We start from the raw sequence: 19,553 nt of genomic DNA on the forward strand, positions 1-19,553 counted from the left end.
GCCACGGGAAGGACCCGGCGTGCATGCGTCACTTTGACCACATCGACATCGCGCATCGGAAGCGCCTGTTCTTCCGCCAGCCGCGCCCCTTCAGCCGGCACGACGACCCCGAGGTCCTCGCGGTCGCCCTCGGCGCCACGCTGTACTGCCCGGCCACGCGTCCGTCCCTCGCGGACGACATCGTCAAGGCGGCCCGCAAGGGCGTGGCGAGCATGGTGGTCTGCCTGGAGGACGCCATCGCCGACGCCGACGTGGCCGAGGCCGAGGCCAACGCCGTCGCGGCCCTGCGGCGGCTGCACGACGGCTGGGCCGGACCGGGGGAGGACTCGCCCGGGGACCCCCGCGGGCTCCGCGACGCGGACATCCCGCTGCTGTTCGTCAGGGTGCGCGCGGCCGAGCAGATCGGCGACCTGGTGGACCGGCTCGGCCCGGCCGCGGACCTGGTGAGCGGGTTCGTCCTGCCCAAGTTCACCGCCGCCGCCGGCGGGGCGTTCCTGGACGCGCTGGAGGACACCGCGGCGCGCACCGGGCTGCGGCTGCTGGCCATGCCGGTGATCGAGAGCCGCGAGGCCATCCACCGCGAGACCCGCGCCGACATGCTGCAGGACGTGGCGCGGCTGCTGGCCAAGCACCGCGAGCGGGTGCTGGCGGTGCGGCTGGGCGCGGCCGACCTGTCGGCCGCCTACGGGCTGCGCCGCCCCCCGGACCTGACGATCTACGACATCCGGCCGGTCGCGGACGTGATCTCCGACGTGGTCAACATCCTGGGCCGCGCCGACGGCACCGGCTACGTGGTGACCGGCCCCGTCTGGGAGTACTTCTCGGCGGGCGAGCGGATGTTCAAGCCCCAGCTGCGCCACTCGCCGTTCGAGCGGCAGCGCGCGGTCCCGCTGCGGGAGCGGCTGATCACCTCCGACCTCGACGGGCTGATCCGAGAGGTCCACCTGGACAAGGCCAACGGGCTCATCGGCAAGACCGTCATCCATCCCAGCCACGTGGCGGCCGTGCACGCGCTGTCCGTCGTCACCCACGAGGAGTACTGCGACGCCGCCGACATCCTCAGGGTGACCGGGGGCGGCGCGATGGCCAGCGCCTACGCCAACAAGATGAACGAGGCCAAGCCGCACCGGGCGTGGGCCGAGCGGCTCATGCGGCGGGCGCGGGTGTTCGGAGTGGCGGCCGAGGGCGTCACGTTCGTGGAGCTGCTGGAAGCGGCGGTCGGCCGGTGAGCGCCGGTCGCGCGGCGCCCGGCCGGATCTGGCCGGGGGAGTGGGTGGCGGCGCGCCTGGGCGTGCGGCTCGTCGACGGGGAGCGGCCCGCCGGCGTGGGGCTCGCCGACCTGGCGGGCCTCGCCGTCCGCCGGAATCCGCGGCGCGCGCACCTGCTGGTGTCCACCGTCCTGGGCAAGCACGTGCCGACCGATCCGCGGCTGGTGTACGGGGCGGGGCTGCTGCTGGGACGCCTCGTACGGGCGCGCCTGAAGCAGGAGCCCTTGGACGACCCCCTGCTCGCCGGTGCCCTCGCGCAGAACGACGGGGCCGCTGTGGCCCTGCGCGACGCGCACAAGGGGCCGCACGCGCCGATCCAGGCGGTCGTGTTCGGCTACGCGGAGACGGCCACGGCGCTGGGGCACGCGGTCGCGGACGCCCTGGGCGGCGCGTACTACCTGCACTCGACGCGGCGCCCCGTCCGGGGGTTCGTCCCGTACGGCGCGTTCGAGGAAGAGCACAGCCACGCCACCAGCCACCTGATCCTGCCGGCCGATCCCGATGCGTTCGACCGCGACGTGCCCGTCGTCCTCGTGGACGACGAGCTCTCCACCGGCAGGACGGCGCTCAACACCATCCGCGCCCTGCACGCCGCACGGCCCCGGCGCCACTACATCGTGGCCGCGCTCACCGACCTGCGGGACGACACGGCCCGGGCGCAGACGCAGTCGGTCGCCGCCGCACTCGGCGCGCGCATCGACGCCGTCGCCCTGGCCACGGGCCGCGTCGAACTGCCCCCCGGCATCCTGCCCGCCGGGCAGCGTCTCGTCGCCTCGCTGTCGTCCGGAGCGGACCCCGCGCGCGACGGGCACGCCGCGCGCCACGCCGTGGAACGCGTGGACGTCGGCTGGCCGGACGGCCTTCCCGAAGGCGGACGGCACGGCTTCCGCCCCGAAGACGGGCGGCGGCTCGGCGAGGAGCTGCCCGCCATGGCCGACCGCCTCGCCCGCGCCCTGCCCGCCGGACGGCGCCGCGTGCTGGTGCTGGGCTTCGAGGAGCTGATGTACGCGCCGCTGCGGCTGGCCGAGGCCCTCGCCGACGCCCGCCCCGACCTGGAGGTGCGCTACTCCACCACGACCCGCTCGCCCGTGCTCGCCGTCGACGACCCCGGCTACGCCGTCCGCACCCGGCTGGTCTTCCCCGCGCACGACGACCCGCCCGACGGCCCCGGCGAACGCTACGCCTACAACGTCGCGCGCGGCTTCGACCTGATCGTCCTGGTCGTGGACGACGTCGGCGACACCCCGGCGCTGGCCGCCGGGCTGCTGCGCCGGCTGGCCGGCGTCGCCGACGTGCTGCTGGTGACCGTCCCCGCCCACCGGAGGCAGAGCAGATGACCGTCGCTCCAACGGCCACCCCGGAGCCGCTGTACGGCCCGCGGTTCGGCAGCTACCCGGCCGAGGACGTGGCCTGGCTGCTGAAGGACCTCTCCGGCGTCCCCCTGGAGGCGCCCGCCGAAGAGCGGGAGGCGGCGATCCAGGCGGGCCGCGCCCACTACGCCGAGTCGCTGCCGGTGGAGTACCGGCCCGGCCCCGAGTACCGGCGGCTGTTCCACCGCGCCCTGGAGGACTCCGCCGAACGCGTCGCCCACGCCGTCGGGCTGGTCACCGAGCTCGTCCTGGCGGCGCGCGGACCGGACGCCGTGCTGGTGTCGCTGGCCCGCGCGGGCACCCCGGTCGGCATCCTGATGCGCCGTTGGGCCCGGTACGCCCACGGCCTGGACCTGCCGCACTACGCGATCAGCATCGTCCGCGGCCGCGGCATCGACACCGTCGCCCTGCGCCACCTGGCCGAGCACCACGACCCGGCGCGGATCATGTTCGTGGACGGCTGGACCGGCAAGGGCGCGATCCGCCGGGAGCTGACCGCCGCGCTGGCCGGGCACGCCGCCGCCACCGGCCGCCGCTTCCCCGACGACCTGGCCGTGCTGGCCGACCCCGGCCGCTGCACGCCCCTGCACGGCACCCGCGACGACTTCCTCGTCCCGTCGGCCTGCCTGAACTCCACCGTCTCCGGGCTGGTGAGCCGCACCGTCCTCAACGACCGGCTGATCGGCCCCGGCGACTACCACGGCGCCAAGTTCTACGCCGAGCTCGCCGCCGAGGACGTGTCGGCGGTGTTCCTGGACGCGGTGTGCGCCCGCTTCGGCGACGTCGCCGACCGGGTGGCCGAGGACGCGCCGCGGGCGCTGGCCGCCGACCGCGCCGCCGACTGGTCCGGCTGGACGGCGGTGCGCCGCATCGGCGCCGAGCACGGCGTGGCCGACCTCAACCTGATCAAGCCGGGGGTGGGGGAGACCACGCGGGTGCTGCTGCGCCGCGTCCCGTGGAAGGTCCTGGCCCGCGCCGGCGCGGGACCGGAGCTGGACCACGTCCGGCTGCTCGCCGCCGAACGCGGCGTCCCGGTGGTGGAGGTCGACCCGGCGACCCTCCCGTACGCCTGCGTCGGCCTCATCCACCCCCGGTTCTCGAAGGGAAGGGCCCGGTGACCGACGTCGTGGTGTGCTCCGACCTGGACCGCACGCTGATCTACTCGGCGGCCGCGCTGGGCCTGCGCGGCCGGGACGAGGACATGCCGCGGCTGCTGTGCGTGGAGTTCTATCGGGGGGCGCCGCTGTCGTACGTCACCGAGACGGCGGCGCGCACCCTGCAGGCCCTCGCGGACACCGCGGTGTTCGTCCCCGTGACGACCCGCACGCCGGAGCAGTACGCCCGCGTCCGCCTGCTCGACAAGCCGCCCGCGTACGCCATCTGCGCCAACGGCGGCCGCCTCCTCGTGGACGGCGCGGACGACCCCGACTGGGCCGCCGCCGTCCGCGCCCGCGTCGCCGACGGACGGGCCCCGCTCGACGAGGTCCGTGCCCACCTCGCCGCGACCGCGGGCGACTTCGTGCTGAAGCGGCGCGTCGCGTCCGACCTGTTCGCCTACCTCGTGGTGGACCCGGCCGCGCTGCCGCCCGGCTGGTTCGACGACCTCACCGGCTGGTGCGCCGCGCGCGGCTGGCGCACGTCCCTGCAGGGCCGCAAGATCTACTGCCTGCCCGAGCCGCTGACCAAGGCCGCCGCGGCCGCCGAGGTCGCCCGCCGCGTCGGCGCGGGGACGATGCTCGCCGCCGGCGACTCCCTCCTCGACATCGAGCTGCTGGACGCCGCCGACGCCGCCGTCCGCCCCGCCCACGGCGAACTGCACGCCGCCGGCTGGACGTCCCCGCACACCGCCGTGACCGCCGCCCGGGGCGTCGCCGCCGGGGAGGAGATCGCTGCATGGTTCCTGACCCGCTCCGCCGACGCCCCCGCGCCCCGGCGCGCCGCGGCCTGGCGCACGCTGTGACCGCCCGCGGCCCGCGTCGCGGCGATGCGGCGGACGGCGACCTCACTCCTCGGGGGTCGCCGCGCGGCCGTGAGGCGTTCACAATCGCAGTGAACCCTCGATGCGTCGTGCGGGGCGGCGGCCCCCTCCACGGGTGGCCAGAACGCGATCGGGAGGTCACGCTAGGCTCATGGGCACCCGGCTGATCGGCGACGAGACGACGCTGTGGCAGGCGGCGACCCGGGTGCTGGACGCCAACTGGACCGGCACCGCCACCGTCCCGTCTCCCGCCCTCTACCCGCACCAGTGGGCCTGGGACTCGGCGTTCGTCAGCATGGGCCTGGCCCGGCACCGCCGCGACCGCGCCGAACGGGAACTGCTGTCGCTGTTCCGCGGGCAATGGGCCACCGGGCTCCTTCCGCACATCGTCTTCAACACCCGGATGCCCCGGCACGCCTACTTCCCCGGACCGGAACTGTGGCGCAGCGACCTCCAGCCCGCCGCGCCCCGCAACGTCCCCACCTCCGGCCTGACACACCCCCCGCTGCACGCTCTGGCCGCTCTGCGCCTGCACGCGTGCGCGAGCCCCGCGGAGGCCGAACGCAGCCGCTCCTTCCTCGCCCACCTCTACCCGATGCTCGTCGCCCAGCACCGGTACCTGGCGCAGTGCCGCGACCTGGGGGCCGGAGGGCTCGTCGCCATCTGCCACCCCTGGGAATCGGGCCTGGACAACAGCCCCGCCTGGGACGCCCCCCTCGCCGCCCTGCAACTGCCGCCCGTCGCGTACGCGCCCCAGCGCGCGCCCCGCACGTCGGCGACCGGCGAGCACTACGACCGCTACGTGCGGCTCGTCACCCTCCTGCGCGGCGCCGGATACTGCGACGAATACCTGCGCGACGCCCACCCGTTCGCCGTCGAGGACCCTCTCGTCAACGCCGCCTATCTCGCCTCCACCCACGCCCTCGCCGAAATGGCCGAGATCATCGGCGGTGACCCGGTGCCGCACCGCGAGACCGCCGAACGCGTCCACCGCGCCCTGCTCGACCGCCTGTGGGACGGCGAGACCGGCTGCTTCCGCGCCCGCGACCTGCGCGGCGGCCGGCTGCTTCCCGCCGTCACCGTCGCCTCGTTCGGCCCGCTGCTCGACCCCGACCTGCCGGGCCCGGTCGTCCGCGCCCTGGTCGACCTGCTGCTGTCGGCGCGGTTCGCCGGCGCCGCCGGATACCCGGTGCCCAGCAGCGACATCCAGGCGCCCACGTTCGACCGCGGCGGCTACTGGCGCGGCCCCACCTGGATCAACACCAACTGGCTGCTGTGGTACGGCGCCCTCGGCCACGGCCTCACCGTCATCGCGGACCTGCTGTACGGGGCCACCCTGCGCCTGGTGCGCCAGTCGGGCTTCCGCGAGTTCTTCGACCCCTTCGACGGCACCGGCCGCGGCGACCACGACTGCAGCTGGTCCGCCGCCCTCGTCCTCGACCTCCTGGCCGCCCGCCGCGCTCCTCGCGCCGCGTGACGCCCGACCGGGTGCGGTGATCGCTTACCTTGAAGGCATGCGCCTACGCCGCCCGTCCGCCGTGCTCCGCCCGGGCCGCCTGCCCGCCGACGTCCGCGACGCCCTCGACCTGGCGCGCGGCGAACGCCCGCTCGCTTCCGCTGCGACCCGCGGCGGCTCCTACGTGGTCGCCACGTCCGCGGCCCTGCACCTGCCCACCGCCTCCGGCGGCTTCCACCGGCTGCCGTGGGAGCGCATCGACCAGGCGTCCTGGCAGGACGGCCACCTGCGCGTCCAGACCGCCGCGGGCGGCCCGGAATACCGCGTCCGGCTGCCCGACCCGGGGTCGGTGCCCGAGACCGTCCGCGAACGCGTCACCGCCACCGTCGTCATCAGCCGGACCGCCCGGCTGCCCGGCGGCGGCTCGGTCCGCATCGCCGCGCGGCGCCCGCCCGGCGGCGGCGACGTGCGCTGGTCCCTGGTGTTCGACGCCGGGCTCGACCCGTCCGACCCCGGACTGCGCGCCCAAGCCGAGCAGATCCTGGAGGACGTGCGCCGTCAGACGGGCCTGTGACGGTCACGACGGGGTTGAGGTCTCCCGCCGCGGATCCTCCCGGTACTCGGGCGGCGCCTGGGCGTCGTGGTGCTGCCCCGGAATCCGTTCCCTCGCGGCGCCGGCCAGTTCCCCGGCCTTGCCCTTGGCCGCCTCGGCCAGCTCCTCGCCCCGCGCGCGCAGCACCCCCGCCGTCTCCTGCACGGTGGGATTCTCCAGCAGCCGCCGCGACATCCGCTTGATCTGCTCGTACCGCTCGCGCCCCGCCCTGGTGCCCAGGACGTAGCCGACTGCGGCACCCGCGATGAAGCTCGCTCGGTACTTCATGCCCACACCCCCAACTCCGAGGATCTTGTGGCACGACATACCCTCGCAGGCCCGCCCCAGTCTCCCCGGCGGACACGCCTGCGCGAACAGGTCCCAGAATGCGCTAACCTAGACGCGCTGACGGAGAGGAACTCCGGCGGCGTCACGATCCCGCGTAGCTCAATTGGCAGAGCGTCCGGCTGTTAACCGGCAGGTTACTGGTTCGAGTCCAGTCGCGGGAGCCGAGGTCGGGCCCCTGTCCCGTGGATCGCACCACCGGGCAGGGGCCCGACGCATTCTCCAGGCGACGCCCCCTGGAAGAGCCGGCACCTGATCGGCCGCCGATCTCGCCCGCAGGTTCTCAGCGTCTTCGGAGGCGACCTCTCACCGGCCAGGGGCGCCCCCTCAATCCCCGGTGATGCACCGCGTCTCCCGTGAGGTCGGCGGCAAAATTAGCGGCTTTGTTGAGGATTGACGGGGTATTGGGGCCGATGAGTGGCGTTCGCGACGACGGGATGGTCTCTATCGGGGGGGACGTGATGAAGGCCAAGCACTGGAACGTCGACATCTTCATCGGAGAAAGCGACGACGACACCGAGACGCGCGCCCGGGCCGTCCTGAACGCGGGAGGCAGCGTCACCGTCACCGGGTACGGGCAGGCGCGGCGCAACCCGATCGACCGGCCGGTCCCGGAGATCGGGGACGAGCTGGCGGCCTGCCGGGCGCTGACCGACCTGGCCGACCGGCTGCGCGCCGTGGCCGGAGAGGACATCGCCCGGATGGCGGGGCCGGCCCGTCCGAGCAGCTAGGCGTGGGGTTCGGGGAGGATCCGGCACAGACCGGGGGCGCCGTCGCCGCGCGGGCGCCACTCCCGCGGATAGCCGACCGAGACCTCCTCGAACCGCACGCCGTCGTGCCACATCGTGCGCCGGATGTGCAGGTGGCCGTAGACGACGGCGGCGGCGCGGAAGCGCACGTGCCAGTCGGCCGTCCGTTCGGTGCCGCACCACAGGGCGAACTCGGGGTACCACAGCACGCGGGTCGGGTGGCGCGTGAGGGGCCAGTGGTTGACCAGGACGGTGGGGTGCTCCAGTCCGGTGAGGCGCTTTTCGGTCGCGGCCAGGCGGGCGTGGCACCAGGCGTCCCGGGTCGGGTAGGGGTCGGGGTGCAGCAGCATCTCGTCGGTGCAGACGACGCCCGCCTCGCGGGCCGCCTTGAGGGCCTCGTCCTTGGTGGCGGCGCCCTCCGGGCGGAAGGTGTAGTCGTACAGCAGGAACAGCGGCGCGACGTGCACGGGGCCGCCCTCGCCCGTCCAGACGGGATAGGGGTCCTCGGGGGTGGTGACGTCGAGCGTCCGGCACATGTCGACGAGGGCGTTGTAGCGCTCTTCGCCGCGCAGGTCGACCGGGTCGCCCGGCGGCGTCCACAGTTCGTGGTTGCCCGGCGTCCAGATCACCTTGGCGAAGCGGTCGCGCAGCGTGCCCAGCGCCCATCGCACGTCCGCGAACCGTTCGGCGACGTCGCCCGCGACGATCAGCCAGTCGTCGGGGGACCCGGGGCGCAGGCGCTCGACCAGTTCGCGGTTCTCCGGATGCCCCACGTGCACGTCGCTGATGGCGAGCAGTCTGCCGGTCATGCCTCCCATCTCACGGGGTCGCGGTCCCCTGATCAAGCCCCCGTCCCGTTGGCCGCGCGCGACGGGCCGTTCGGCGGACGGGCGGCGGCCGCTGGCCGAGCGGGCCGGGCCGCCGGCCGCACGGCCCCGCGAAACCGGATGACGCGGCGCGCCGGGTCGGCCTAGATGGCAGGCGGGACGGGCGATTCGGGGGCACCCCGCCCAGGCCCCGCCTCCAGAGAGGAGCCCGAGATGCTCACCACGTTCCCGCTTCCCGCGTCCGTCGGCGACGCCCCCTCCGACCTGCGGCTCGGCCGCGAGATGATCGCCGCCTGGCGGCGCGACGGGGTCGTCCAGGTCGCCGTCGACCCCGTCCGGGCGCAGCGCGCCGTCACCGCGATGACGGCGGCGCGGCGGTTCTTCTCCATGCCGCTGGAGTACAAGGCGCGGCACGTCAGCCCGCTCAGCTACAGCGGGTACGCCGCCTCCGGGGAGGACGGCGCCGAGGTCTTCACCGTCTGCAAGGACGTGCCGGAGGGCGACATCCGGGTGCGCGAGCGCTGGCCGTGCCACGGGCCGGTGCCCTGGCCCGATCCGGAGTACCGGCTGGCCATGCGGGCGTTCATGGACGAGCTCGGCGGCGTCGCCGACCGGCTGCTGCGGCTGGCCGCCCTCGGCCTCGGCCTGGCGTGCGCCGACGAGCTGACCCGCCTGACCGCGGACGGCTGGCACCGCGTGCGGGCGCTGCATCTGCCCGCCCGTTCCGCGGGCGCCGCGAGCGGCCATCCCGCCCACGGGCTCGTGGCGATCACCGTGCCGGACGAGACCGGCGGGTTGTACGTGCGGCGGGGCGGACGGTGGTCGTTCGCGCGGCCCGACCCGAACACGCTGGCCGTGTTCCCCGGCGACGTCCTGCGGTTCCTGACCGGCGGACTGCTGCCGTCCCCGCTGCATCAGGTCGCGTCCCTCGGGCGCGACCGCTACGCGCTCACCTACTTCCACGAGCCCAGCTTCGAGGCCGAGCTGCGCCCCCTGGGCGGCGGCGCCCCTCTCCACTACGGGACGCACGTGACCAAGACGTTCATGGCCCGCTACCCCGACCGGGAGGCGACCCGGCGCATCCGCGAGGAGGGACGTCTGGAGGTGCTGGGACGGCTGCGGGACGCGGCGTCGGTGCCGTGAACCGGTATGTCGCGCCCCCGGAAGTGACCTAGCGTTGCGCCATGGACGTCGTCATCGCGGTCGTCGCGGCGCTCGTGCTCACCTGGGCGCCGGTGCTGCTGTGGTGGCGGGCCCGGGGACGCCGCGGCGACCTGGGCGGCCCGGCGCAACGCGCCACGTTCGAGACCCTGCACACCGCCTCGCGGGCGGCGCCCGCGCTGCGCGCGGGCCTGACCGAGCAGGGCGCGCAGAAGGCGGCGCGGCACCTGCGCGCCCTGCTCGGCTCGGCCGCGCTCGCGATCACCGACGGGGAGCGGGTGCTGGCCTGGGACGGCGCGGGGGAGCACCACGCCGAGCAGGCCCTCGACCACGCGTCCGGCACCCTCGACGGCGGGCGGGTGCGGGTGCTCGGCCCGGACGGCGTGGAGTGCGGCCGCCTGGACTGCCCGGTGCGGCGCGCCGCGGTGGTGCCGCTCAGCACCGACGACCGGGTGGTCGGCACGCTCGCCGTCTACGGGGAGGAGGTGCCCGCCGGGCTGATCCGCGCCGCCGAGGAGGTGGCCCGGTGGGTGGACTCCCAGCTGGAGCTGGCCGAGCTGGACCGGTCGCGGACGCTGCTGATGGAGGCGGAGATGCGGGCGCTGCGGGCGCAGATCTCCCCGCACTTCATCTACAACTCGCTGACGACGATCGCGTCGTTCGTGCGCAGCGACCCGGAGCGGGCCCGCGAGCTGCTGCTGGAGTTCGCCGACTTCACCCGCTACTCGTTCCGCCGGCACGGCGACTTCACCACGCTGGCCGAGGAGCTGCGCTCGATCGACCGGTACCTGCTGCTGCAGCGCGCCCGGTTCGGCGACGACCTGCGGGTCACGCTGCGGATCGCGCAGGAGGTGCTGCCGGTGGCGGTGCCGTTCCTGTGCCTGCAGCCGCTGGTGGAGAACGCCGTCCGGCACGGCCTGCAGGACCGGTCCGGGCCCGGGCGCATCACGATCGTGGCCGAGGACGCCGGGTCCGACTGCGTGATCAGCGTGGAGGACGACGGCGTCGGCATGGACCCCGAGTGGCTGCGCCGCGTCCTGGCCGGGGAACGCGCGCCCGGCTCCGTCGACGGGGAGGCGCCGGAGGCGGCGGGCATCGGGCTGGCCAACGTCGACGCCCGGCTCCGCCAGGTGTACGGGGACGGCTACGGGCTGGAGGTCGACACCGGCATCGGGGCGGGGACGAAGGTGACGGTGCGGGTGCCCAAGTACGCGCCGGGGGTCACGGCCCCCTGGCAGGGGCAGAGCCGTCCGAAGCACTCCGACCCGGGTTGACGGACGTTTTACGATATCGCCGAGATGTGACGTGCGACACCGGGGGAGGTCTGGCGTGCCGGGCGGCCTTCGTGTCCTGGCGGTGGACGACGAGGCGCCCGCCCTGGACGATCTGGTGCACCTGCTGCGGGCGGATCCGCGCATCGGCACCGTGCACACGGCGCGGGACGGGGCGGGCGCGCTGCGCTGCCTGGACCGGGCGCTGGCCGAGGGGAGGCCGATCGACGCGGTGTTCCTCGACATCCGCATGCCCGGGCTGGACGGCACGGTGCTCGGCCGGGTGCTGGCGCAGTTCGCGCGCGCCCCGCACATCGTGTTCGTCACCGCGTTCGAGGAGCACGCGGTCGACGCGTTCGAGATCAAGGCGACCGACTACATCCTCAAACCGGTGCGGCCGGAGCGGCTGGCCGAGGCGATCCGCCGCGTCTCGCAGAACGGCGGCCCGGGGACGGCGGCCGCCGCGCGGGGCGCCGTGCCGCGTCCCGAACCGGAGCCGATGCCGGTCGAGCTGGCCGGGGTGACCCGGTTCGTCGCGCCCACCGAGGTCCTGTACGTGGAGGCGCAGGGGGACTACGCGCGCCTGCACACCGCCAACGGCAGCCACCTGGTGCGCATCCCGCTGGCCGCGCTGGAGGACCGGTGGCGGGACGCGGGGTTCGTCCGGGTGCACCGCAGCCACCTGGTGGCGCTGGCGGCCATCGAGGAGCTGCGGCTGGACTCGGGCCGCTGCACGATCCTGGTCGGCGGCACCGAGCTCCCGGTGAGCCGCCGCCATGTGCGCGAGCTGCGCGACCTGCTCGTCCGCAACGCCCGGCGCCCGTCATGAGCGGGCCGGAGCGGGACGGCGCCGCCCGGACGGGCGGGCGCGAGGGCGGCGGGGCGGGGCCCCGTCTCGACGGCGCTCCGAAGGCGGCGGGACGGCAGGACGCGACCGGGCCCGTCGCGGTCGGGGCCGAACCGCCCGCGCCCGGGCGGACGCGGGTCACGGCGCCGCGGACCCGCGGGTCGCGGCGGCTGCGGCGCCCGGTCACCCGGGAGATCGACGAGCAGACCGGGCTCGGCGAGGCGTACATGCGCTCGCTGGTGCAGGCGCAGCTGCGGCTCGCGGTGCGGCTGTGCACGCTGCTGGCGGTGGTGGTCGGCGGGATCCCCGCGCTGTTCGCGCTGGTCCCGGCGCTGCGCGAGCAGCAGGTCGCGGGCGTGCCGCTGGCGTGGGCGCTGCTCGGCGGGCTGATCTACCCGTGGTTCGTCGCGTGCGGCTGGTGGTACGTCCGGCACGCCGAACGCAACGAGCGCGACTTCGCCGACCTGGTCGACAACCCGTGGTCCGACCGGAATCCGTGATGAACGCCGCCTACGGTCTGGCCGGGATCGCCGTCGTGGTCGCGGCCACCGTGCTCATCGGCACGCTGGGGCTGCGCATCTCCCGCACCACCTCGGACTTCTACGTGGCGTCCCGCACGGTGTCGCCGCTGCGCAACGCCTCGGCGATCGGCGGCGAGTACCTGTCGGCGGCGTCGTTCCTGGGCGTGGCAGGGCTGATCCTTGCGTTCGGGTCCGACATGCTGTGGCTGCCGGTCGGCTGGACCGGCGGCTACCTGGTGCTGCTGGTGCTGGTGTCGGCCCCGCTGCGCCGGTCGGGCGCCTACACGCTGCCCGACTTCGCCGAGGCGCGGCTGGAGTCGATGACGGTGCGCCGCGTCACCAGCGTGCTGGTGGTGCTCATCGGCTGGCTGTACATGATGCCGCAGTTCCAGAGCGCCGGGCTGGTGCTGCGCACGGTGACCGGGGCGCCGGTGTGGGCGGGCCCGCTGCTGATCACCCTGGTGGTGGCGGTGAGCGTGCTGGCGGGCGGCATGCGCAGCATCACCCTGGTGCAGGCGTTCCAGTACTGGATGAAGCTGACCGCGCTGGCCGTTCCGCTGGTGTTCCTGCTGCTGGCGTGGCGGTACGACGGCGCCCCCGGCCTGGACCGCGACACCGCCCCGCGCTTCCCCGAACGCACCACCGTGACCGTCGGCGCCACCGTCGCCGTCCAGGTCGTCGAGCCGGTGACGGTGACGGCCGACGGCCGGGTGGACGACCGGTCCGTCGACGGCGCCGCGGTGACGCTGACGCCGGGGCGGCACACCGTCGGCCGCGACACCGAGCTGACGTTCCCGGGCGGGGCCGCCGTGCCGCACGTCGAGCAGATCCCGGTGCGCACCGACCGGGAGTGGGCGATGCCGCTGGACGGCCGCGACCACTCGCTGTACGCGACGTACTCGCTGATCCTCGCGACGTTCCTCGGCACCATGGGGCTGCCGCACGTGCTGGTGCGGTTCTACACCAACCCCGACGGGCGGGCCGCGCGCCGCACCACCGTCATGGTGCTGTCGCTGCTGGGCGCGTTCTACCTGCTGCCCGCGGTGTACGGGGCGCTCGGCCGCCTCTACACGCCCGAGCTGCTCATGACCGGCCGGACCGACGCGGTGGTGCTGACGCTGCCCGGACGGGTGTTCGGCGGGGTGGTGGGCGACCTGCTCGGCGCCCTGGTGACCGGCGGGGCGGTGGCGGCGTTCCTGTCGACCTCGTCCGGGCTGACGGTGTCGGTCGCCGGGGTGCTCGCGCAGGACATCCTGCGCGGCGGCGTGCGGTCGTTCCGGGCGGCGACGCTGCTGGCGCTGGCGGTGCCGCTGGCCCTGTCGATCTCGGCGCGGTCGCTGGCGGTGGCGGACGTGGTGGGGCTGGCGTTCGCGGTGGCGGCCTCGACGTTCTGCCCGCTGCTGGTGCTCGGCATCTGGTGGCGGCGGCTGTCGGTGGCGGGCGCGCTGGCCGGGCTGGTCACCGGGGGCGTGCTGGCGGGCACGGCGGTGGTCGTCACGGTCGCCGGGGGAGCGCCGGAGGGGCTGGCGGGGGCGCTGCTGTCGCAGCCGGCCGCCTGGACGGTGCCGATCGCGTTCACCGTCATGATCGTCGTGTCGCTCGCCACGCCGCGGCGCGTCCCGCCGGGGGTGGCGCGGATGATGGTGCGGCTGCACACGCCCGAGTCGCTCAACGTCGACCGCGGCACCTGGCGGCCCAGGCGCGTGTGAACGCCCCGGCCCGCCGCCGCGTATCCATGGCCGCGGCACCTGCGCCGCCCCCCGCCGCAGGTGCCGCTCCGCTCGCGCGGACGCCGCGCCGGTCGCGCGGACGGCGCCGGACGGGCCGCCGACGGGTTCGGACGACGAACGGCGGGCCCGCGCCCGCCCGCCGTTCGTCGCGCCAGATCGACCGTTCACCGACGGGGACGGTCAGGTCATCGAGAATCAGCGGCTGCTGACCGCACGGCGCCGCCCGCGCTCTCGTGCGCGGCGGCACCGGCCTCTACCGTGACGTGACCGACGTCACAGCCGAGGAGGATCAGTGGCCGTAGAACACCAATCCACTTCCACGGTCTATGAACGCGTCCAGCAAGGCGCCGAGTTCCAGGAGCTGCGGCGCCGGTTCCGCGCGTTCGCCTTCCCGGCGACCGCCGCGTTCCTCGTCTGGTACCTGCTGTACGTGGTGCTGTCGGGCTGGGCGCGCGACTTCATGGGCACCAAGGTCATCGGCTTCATCAACATCGCCCTGATCTTCGGGCTGCTGCAGTTCGTGTCCACCTTCCTCATCGCCTGGCAGTACTCCCGGCACGCCGAGCGCAGACTCGACCCGCTCGCCGACAAGCTGCGTGCCGAGGTGGAGGGCGACGGCGGCGCCAAGGCCGAGACCACGGTCGGTAAGGAGAGCTGATGAGCCACGAGACCCTTGCGGTCATCCTGTTCCTGGCGTTCGTGGCCGGCACCCTCGCGATCACGGTGTGGGCGAGCCGGCACACCAAGGACGCCACCGACTTCTACGCGGGCGGCCGCTCGTTCTCCGGCGTGCAGAACGGCCTGGCGATCGGCGGCGACTACATGTCGGCGGCCTCGTTCCTCGGCATCGCCGGGCTGATCGCGCTGTACGGCTACGACGGGTTCCTGTACTCGATCGGCTTCCTGGTGGCCTGGCTGGTGGCGCTGCTGCTGGTCGCCGAGCTGCTGCGCAACTCCGGCCGGTTCACCATGGCCGACGTGCTGGCGTTCCGGATGAGCCCGCGGCCGGTGCGCACCGCGGCGGGCGTGTCCACCATCACGGTGTCGATCTTCTACCTGCTGGCGCAGATGGTGGGCGCCGGCGCGCTGGTGGCGCTGCTGTTCGGGTTCACCAGCGACTTCGCCAAGAACGCCACGATCGTGCTGGTCGGCGCGCTCATGATCATCTACGTGACGGTCGGCGGCATGAAGGGCACCACCTGGGTGCAGATCGTCAAGGCCGTGCTGCTCATGGGCGGCGCCGCCCTGGTCACCCTGCTGGTGCTCGGCAAGTTCGGGTTCAACCTGTCGACCCTGCTGCGCGACGCCGCCGAGCAGAGCGGCAAGGGCGACGCGTTCCTGGAGCCCGGCCTGCGCTACGCCACCGACGCGTCCGGCCTGACCGGCAAGCTCGACCTGATCAGCCTGGGCCTGGCGCTGGTGCTGGGCACCGCGGGCCTGCCGCACATCCTCATCCGCTTCTACACCGTCCCGACCGCCCGCGACGCCCGCAAGTCGGTGATGTGGGGCATCGGCATCATCGGCGCGTTCTACCTGCTGACGCTGGTGCTCGGCTTCGGCGCCGCCGCGCTGGTGGGCAGCGACGCGATCCGCAAGGCCAACCCGGCGGGCAACACCGCCGCGCCGCAGCTGGCCGAGGAGATCGGCAACCGGGTGTTCGGCGACGCGGGCGGCACCATCCTGCTGGCGGTCATCGCGGCGGTCGCGTTCGCGACGATCCTGGCGGTGGTGGCCGGGCTGACGCTGGCGTCCTCGTCGTCCTTCGCCCACGACCTGTACGCCCACGTGTTCAAGAAGGGCCAGGTCACCGAGCGCGAGGAGGTGCGGGTCGCGCGCATCGCCGCCCTGGTCATCGGCGCGGTCGCGATCGTGCTGGGCATCTACGCGCAGCGGCTGAACGTGGCGTTCCTGGTCGCGCTGGCGTTCGCGGTCGCCGCGTCCGGCAACCTGCCCGCCATCCTCTACAGCCTGTTCTGGAAGCGGTTCAACACCTCCGGCGCCGTCGCGGCGATCTACGGCGGGCTCGGCTCGGCCGTGTTCCTGGTGACGTTCTCGCCGGTGGTGTCCGGCCAGGAGAAGGCGCTGTTCACGGACGTCGACTTCTCCTGGTTCCCGCTGGAGAACCCCGGCATCGTGTCCATCCCGTTCGGGTTCCTGTGCGGGTGGCTCGGCACGGTGCTGAGCAAGGAGTACAACAACGCCAAGTACGCCGAGATCGAGGTGCGTTCACTGACTGGGGCGGGCGCGGAAGGCGCCGTACATCACTAGGAAACGCCCGCCCCTCCTCATTCCGGGGGCGTAGGGGCCGCCTCCCCCTCGCCCGAGCTCCCGGCCCCGCACCGCTCCGCCGCCCCCGGAAGTACCGGCCCCGTCCTCTCCGCCCCCGAGGACGGGGCCGGCCCGTGTCCGGGCGCGTGGCCGGCGCGGCGTCCGCACCGGCGATAGACCCGGCGTCGGCGGGTAGGGGACGGCCATGGCGGTCACGATGGCGCTGGCCGGGGACACCATGCTCGGCCGCGGTGTGGCGGACCGCCTCGCCGAGGCCGGTCCGCACGCGCTGTTCTCCGACGGGGTGCGCGAGGCGGTCGCGCAAGCGGACCTGGCCGTCCTCAACCTGGAGTGCTGCGTGTCGGCGCGCGGCCGGCCGTGGCCCGCGCCCGGCAAGCCGTTCCACTTCCGCGCGCCCCCGGCCGCCGCGGAGGCGCTGGCCGGCCTCGGCGTCGACTGCGTCAACCTCGCCAACAACCACGCCCTGGACTACGGCGCCGACGCGCTCGCCGACACCCTCGACCACCTGGCCGCGGCGGGGATCCGCGCGGTCGGCGCGGGCGAGGACGAGGCGCACGCCCGCGCCCCGGCGTTCCTGCGGGCCGGGGACGCGCGCGTCGCCGTGATCGGGGTGACCGACCATCCGGCCGACTTCGCGGCGGGCCGGGACCGGCCGGGCGTGGCGTACGCCGACCTGCCCGCCGGGACGCCGCGCCGGCTGGTCGACCAGGTCCGCGCGCTGCGGGAGCGGGCCGACGCGGTGCTGGTGATGACGCACTGGGGGCCGAACATGGTGACCGAGCCGCTGCGGTACGTGCGGCGCGCGGCCGGCGCGCTGACCGGGGCGGGCGCCACGCTGGTCGCCGGGACGTCCGCGCACGTCTTCCAGGGCGCGGCGGGCCGGGTGCTGTTCGACCTCGGCGACTTCATCGACGACTACGTGGTCGACCGGCTGCTGCGCAACGACCTCGGGCTGCTGTTCCTGGTGACGCTGGAGCGCCCGGACCCGCGCGGGACGCTGGAGCCCGCGCGGTTGGAGGCGGTGCCGCTGCGGCTGTGCTTCGCTCACACCCGGCTGGCCGCGGGCGCGGACCGCGAGTGGATCCGCCGCCGGTTCACCGCGGCGTGCCGGGAGTTCGGCACCCCGGTCGAGGAGGAGGACGGCAGGCTCGTGGCGCGCATGGGGTGATCACGGTGTCGGCGCCGCGGGCAGCGGGCGCGCGGAACGCGCCGAGGCGCCCGTCCGTGCGCGTCGCCGCCGTCGTCGATTCCGTCTCCCGGATGTGAGGAGGACGCGATGGCGATGCTCGTGGGCTGTTCGGGGTGGCAGTACGCGCACTGGCGCGGCGTCCTGTATCCGCCGGGCCTGCCCCAGCGGCTGTGGCTGGAGCGGTACGCCGAACGCTTCGGGACGGTGGAGAGCAACGCCGCGTTCTACCGGCTGCCCAAACGCGAGACGTTCGAGAACTGGGCCGCCCGCACCCCCGACGGGTTCGTCATGGCGGTGAAGGCCAGCCGGTTCCTCACCCACGTCAAACGGCTGCAGGACCCCGCCGAGCCCGTCGCCCGTCTCATGGCCGCGGCGCGGGGGCTCGGCGGCAAGCTCGGGCCGATCCTGCTGCAGCTGCCGCCGACGCTGCACGCCGACGCCGGCAGGCTCGCCGACTGCCTGGCCCGCTTCCCCGCCGGGGTGCGCGTCGCCGTCGAGCCGCGGCACCCCAGCTGGTGGAGCGACCAGGTCCGCGCCGTGCTGGAACGGCACGGCGCGGCCCTGTGCTGGGCGGACGTCCTCAGCCGGCCCGTCACCCCGCTGTGGCGCACCGCCGACTGGGGATACGTGCGGTTGCACCAGGGGGCGGCAGTGCCGTGGCCGGAGTACGGCGACCGGGCCCTGACGTCCTGGATCCGGCGCGTCGCCGACACCTGGGCGCCGGACGCGGACGTCTATGTGTACTTCAACAACGACCCCGGGGGAGCGGCCGTGCGCAACGCTCTGCGCTTCGCCGAGCTGGCGCGCCGGGCCCGGGTTTCGGACGCCGTCAGGTGATCTTTTTGGCCGACTGCAGGGCGCGGGCGAGCGCCTCGAGGATCGGCGCGCACCCGGTGTAGGAGAGCACCGGCTCGGCCTGCCAGGGGATGACCTGGTCGTTCCGGACGGCCGGCAGCTCCTTCCAAGAGGGCTTGGAGCCGAGGTCCTTGGGCTGCAGCGCCTGCGTGCGGTTGTCGAGCAGGATGACGTCGGCCGCGTACTTGTCGGCGTTCTCCCAGCTCAGGCTCTCGAAGTAGCCCTGCTGGTCGACCTTGTCGGGGACGATGACGTCCACGCCGAGCTCCCGGAAGTACATCAGGTCGGCGTTCTTGCCGGGGTTGGAGGCGTAGAAGAGGTCCGGGCTGGCGGACGCGGCCAGCACCTTGATGCCCTTGTTGGCCTTGACCGCGTCGCGCACCGCCTGCGCCGCCTTGTCGAACCGCTCCTTGGCCTGCGTCACCTGGGCGCTCTGCACGTCGGCGCCCAGCGCGGCGGCGAGCTCGCGGAAGCGCTCGATCGGCTTGGGCAGCGGGGCCGAGCCGGTGGAGATGCCGATGCTGGGCGCCAGCGCGAAGATCTTGTCCTTGCTCTCCTTGGGCACGTAGAACAGCTCGCCGGGCACGAACATGTTGTCGATGAGCAGCTCGGGCCGCAGCGAGGCGTACTTCTCCAGGTTGAACTCGCCGTAGGCGTTGCCGATGATCGTCACCTTGTCGACGGGCACCCGGCCCGCCTGCGGGTCGGGGCGGCCGTCCTTGAGCTTGGTCGGCCCGTACACCCCGACGATCTGGTCGGTGACGCCGAAGTCGTAGAGGGCGGCGGCGCTGCCGATGTATGCGACGATACGACGCGGCCGCGCCTTCAGGGAGACCTTGGTGCCGCGGTCGTCGGTGAACGTCCAGCCGCCCGAGCCGGAGCCGCCGGAGCCGTTCGAGGAGCCGCCGCCGCAGGCGGCCAGCAGCGCGCCGAGGACGGCCGCGCCGCCCGCGCCGAGCACGGCGCGGCGGGTCGGCGGGGAGAAGGGAGCTGCGTCAGACATCGCGCATCGTTCTTTCCGTTAACGGATGGGACCTATGACCGAATTGTGGCTTAGGTTAACCTAACCTAAGGCCTTGTGCAGAGCCGGGCGCCGTCCCCTCCC

The 19,553-nt window shown here is 74.4% G+C and carries 19 protein-coding genes and 1 tRNA gene; 17 read left to right on the forward strand and 3 right to left on the reverse strand.

Going from position 1 to position 19,553, the window contains the following annotated elements; genetic code table 11:
• The first annotated feature begins 23 nt into the window (after positions 1–23).
• The 6 genes from AR3_RS18780 to AR3_RS18805 all read left to right on the forward strand — a co-directional run bounded on the left by AR3_RS18780 (position 24) and on the right by AR3_RS18805 (position 6,646).
• Positions 24–1,229: an HpcH/HpaI aldolase/citrate lyase family protein gene (locus AR3_RS18780; protein WP_067915534.1), complete on the forward strand. Its 1,206-nt coding sequence runs from the start codon at positions 24–26 to the stop codon at positions 1,227–1,229.
• A complete protein-coding gene (locus AR3_RS31175) occupies positions 1,226–2,605 on the forward strand; it encodes a phosphoribosyltransferase family protein (protein WP_227023179.1) in 1,380 nt (459 codons plus the stop codon). Before AR3_RS18780 ends, AR3_RS31175 begins: the two co-directional genes overlap by 4 nt.
• Positions 2,602–3,756, forward strand: coding sequence for a cysteine protease StiP family protein (locus AR3_RS31180; protein ID WP_067915535.1), 1,155 nt, complete (start codon positions 2,602–2,604; stop codon positions 3,754–3,756). Before AR3_RS31175 ends, AR3_RS31180 begins: the two co-directional genes overlap by 4 nt.
• Positions 3,753–4,598 carry an HAD family hydrolase gene (locus AR3_RS18795; RefSeq protein ID WP_106258737.1) on the forward strand — a complete coding sequence of 282 codons (846 nt, stop codon included), beginning with the start codon at positions 3,753–3,755 and terminating at the stop codon, positions 4,596–4,598. Before AR3_RS31180 ends, AR3_RS18795 begins: the two co-directional genes overlap by 4 nt.
• Before the next feature lie 169 nt (positions 4,599–4,767).
• A complete protein-coding gene (locus AR3_RS18800) occupies positions 4,768–6,093 on the forward strand; it encodes an MGH1-like glycoside hydrolase domain-containing protein (RefSeq protein WP_067915536.1) in 1,326 nt (441 codons plus the stop codon).
• A 37-nt stretch (positions 6,094–6,130) separates the two neighbouring features.
• A complete protein-coding gene (locus AR3_RS18805; RefSeq protein WP_067915537.1) occupies positions 6,131–6,646 on the forward strand; it encodes a hypothetical protein in 516 nt (171 codons plus the stop codon).
• A gap of 3 nt (positions 6,647–6,649) precedes the next feature.
• Here the strand turns inward: AR3_RS18805 and AR3_RS18810 are convergent, their stop codons facing one another.
• Positions 6,650–6,952: a YtxH domain-containing protein gene (locus AR3_RS18810; RefSeq protein WP_174545458.1), complete on the reverse strand. Its 303-nt coding sequence runs from the start codon at positions 6,950–6,952 to the stop codon at positions 6,650–6,652.
• 148 nt (positions 6,953–7,100) lie between these two features.
• Between AR3_RS18810 and AR3_RS18815 the strand changes: the two genes are divergently transcribed.
• Positions 7,101–7,173: transfer RNA gene (locus AR3_RS18815), tRNA-Asn, on the forward strand.
• 273 nt (positions 7,174–7,446) lie between these two features.
• Entirely contained in the window at positions 7,447–7,740 is a 294-nt protein-coding gene (locus tag AR3_RS18820) for a DUF1876 domain-containing protein (protein WP_227023180.1), read from the forward strand.
• Here AR3_RS18820 and AR3_RS18825 read toward each other — a convergent pair.
• On the reverse strand, positions 7,737–8,567 hold the full coding sequence (locus AR3_RS18825) for a metallophosphoesterase family protein (protein WP_106258740.1): 831 nt from the start codon (positions 8,565–8,567) through the stop codon (positions 7,737–7,739). The genes AR3_RS18820 and AR3_RS18825 overlap by 4 nt on opposite strands.
• 231 nt (positions 8,568–8,798) lie before the next feature.
• Here AR3_RS18825 and AR3_RS18830 point away from each other — a divergent pair, with 231 nt between their 5' ends.
• The 9 genes from AR3_RS18830 to AR3_RS18870 all read left to right on the forward strand — a co-directional run bounded on the left by AR3_RS18830 (position 8,799) and on the right by AR3_RS18870 (position 18,430).
• A complete protein-coding gene (locus AR3_RS18830; protein WP_067915540.1) occupies positions 8,799–9,728 on the forward strand; it encodes a 2OG-Fe(II) oxygenase family protein in 930 nt (309 codons plus the stop codon).
• Between the two features lie 41 nt (positions 9,729–9,769).
• Complete coding sequence (locus AR3_RS18835) at positions 9,770–11,020, forward strand: sensor histidine kinase (RefSeq protein WP_067915541.1); 1,251 nt, start codon at positions 9,770–9,772, stop codon at positions 11,018–11,020.
• Positions 11,021–11,075: 55 nt separating this feature from the next.
• Positions 11,076–11,846: a LytR/AlgR family response regulator transcription factor gene (locus tag AR3_RS18840; protein WP_067915542.1), complete on the forward strand. Its 771-nt coding sequence runs from the start codon at positions 11,076–11,078 to the stop codon at positions 11,844–11,846.
• A complete protein-coding gene (locus tag AR3_RS32290) occupies positions 11,843–12,364 on the forward strand; it encodes a DUF485 domain-containing protein (protein ID WP_227023181.1) in 522 nt (173 codons plus the stop codon). Before AR3_RS18840 ends, AR3_RS32290 begins: the two co-directional genes overlap by 4 nt.
• The gene (locus AR3_RS18850) at positions 12,364–14,094 is read left to right on the forward strand and encodes a sodium/solute symporter (protein WP_067915543.1); all 1,731 of its coding nucleotides are present in this window, start codon (positions 12,364–12,366) and stop codon (positions 14,092–14,094) included. The genes AR3_RS32290 and AR3_RS18850 overlap by 1 nt, the downstream gene beginning before the upstream one ends.
• Before the next feature lie 313 nt (positions 14,095–14,407).
• Positions 14,408–14,773: a DUF485 domain-containing protein gene (locus AR3_RS18855; RefSeq protein ID WP_067915544.1), complete on the forward strand. Its 366-nt coding sequence runs from the start codon at positions 14,408–14,410 to the stop codon at positions 14,771–14,773.
• On the forward strand, positions 14,773–16,383 hold the full coding sequence (locus AR3_RS18860) for a monocarboxylic acid transporter (RefSeq protein ID WP_067915545.1): 1,611 nt from the start codon (positions 14,773–14,775) through the stop codon (positions 16,381–16,383). The genes AR3_RS18855 and AR3_RS18860 overlap by 1 nt, the downstream gene beginning before the upstream one ends.
• Positions 16,384–16,588: 205 nt before the next feature.
• Positions 16,589–17,572, forward strand: a complete 984-nt coding sequence (locus tag AR3_RS18865) for a CapA family protein (protein WP_067915546.1) — start codon at positions 16,589–16,591, stop codon at positions 17,570–17,572.
• A gap of 108 nt (positions 17,573–17,680) precedes the next feature.
• Positions 17,681–18,430: a DUF72 domain-containing protein gene (locus tag AR3_RS18870; protein WP_067915547.1), complete on the forward strand. Its 750-nt coding sequence runs from the start codon at positions 17,681–17,683 to the stop codon at positions 18,428–18,430.
• Here AR3_RS18870 and AR3_RS18875 read toward each other — a convergent pair.
• A complete protein-coding gene (locus AR3_RS18875; protein ID WP_067915548.1) occupies positions 18,423–19,451 on the reverse strand; it encodes an ABC transporter substrate-binding protein in 1,029 nt (342 codons plus the stop codon). The two genes, AR3_RS18870 and AR3_RS18875, sit on opposite strands and share 8 nt — an antisense overlap.
• Between the last annotated feature and the right edge of the window lie 102 nt (positions 19,452–19,553).

Source organism: Actinomadura rubrobrunea NBRC 15275, assembly GCF_001552235.1.
Lineage (GTDB): Bacteria > Actinomycetota > Actinomycetes > Streptosporangiales > Streptosporangiaceae > Spirillospora > Spirillospora viridilutea.

Excerpts from the sequence above, each read along its gene's own strand:
- AR3_RS18875 (WP_067915548.1), bottom strand. The coding sequence starts at position 19,451 with ATGTCTGACGCAGCTCCCTTCTCCCCGCCGACCCGCCGCGCCGTGCTC.
- AR3_RS32290 (WP_227023181.1), top strand. The coding sequence starts at position 11,843 with ATGAGCGGGCCGGAGCGGGACGGCGCCGCCCGGACGGGCGGGCGCGAG.
- AR3_RS18865 (WP_067915546.1), top strand. The coding sequence starts at position 16,589 with ATGGCGGTCACGATGGCGCTGGCCGGGGACACCATGCTCGGCCGCGGT.
- AR3_RS18805 (WP_067915537.1), top strand. The coding sequence starts at position 6,131 with ATGCGCCTACGCCGCCCGTCCGCCGTGCTCCGCCCGGGCCGCCTGCCC.
- AR3_RS18820 (WP_227023180.1), top strand. The coding sequence starts at position 7,447 with ATGGTCTCTATCGGGGGGGACGTGATGAAGGCCAAGCACTGGAACGTC.
- AR3_RS18810 (WP_174545458.1), bottom strand. The coding sequence starts at position 6,952 with ATGAAGTACCGAGCGAGCTTCATCGCGGGTGCCGCAGTCGGCTACGTC.
- AR3_RS18860 (WP_067915545.1), top strand. The coding sequence starts at position 14,773 with ATGAGCCACGAGACCCTTGCGGTCATCCTGTTCCTGGCGTTCGTGGCC.
- AR3_RS18800 (WP_067915536.1), top strand. The coding sequence starts at position 4,768 with ATGGGCACCCGGCTGATCGGCGACGAGACGACGCTGTGGCAGGCGGCG.
- AR3_RS31180 (WP_067915535.1), top strand. The coding sequence starts at position 2,602 with ATGACCGTCGCTCCAACGGCCACCCCGGAGCCGCTGTACGGCCCGCGG.
- AR3_RS18870 (WP_067915547.1), top strand. The coding sequence starts at position 17,681 with ATGGCGATGCTCGTGGGCTGTTCGGGGTGGCAGTACGCGCACTGGCGC.
- AR3_RS18825 (WP_106258740.1), bottom strand. The coding sequence starts at position 8,567 with ATGACCGGCAGACTGCTCGCCATCAGCGACGTGCACGTGGGGCATCCG.
- AR3_RS18850 (WP_067915543.1), top strand. The coding sequence starts at position 12,364 with ATGAACGCCGCCTACGGTCTGGCCGGGATCGCCGTCGTGGTCGCGGCC.
- AR3_RS18835 (WP_067915541.1), top strand. The coding sequence starts at position 9,770 with ATGGACGTCGTCATCGCGGTCGTCGCGGCGCTCGTGCTCACCTGGGCG.
- AR3_RS18780 (WP_067915534.1), top strand. The coding sequence starts at position 24 with ATGCGTCACTTTGACCACATCGACATCGCGCATCGGAAGCGCCTGTTC.
- AR3_RS18830 (WP_067915540.1), top strand. The coding sequence starts at position 8,799 with ATGCTCACCACGTTCCCGCTTCCCGCGTCCGTCGGCGACGCCCCCTCC.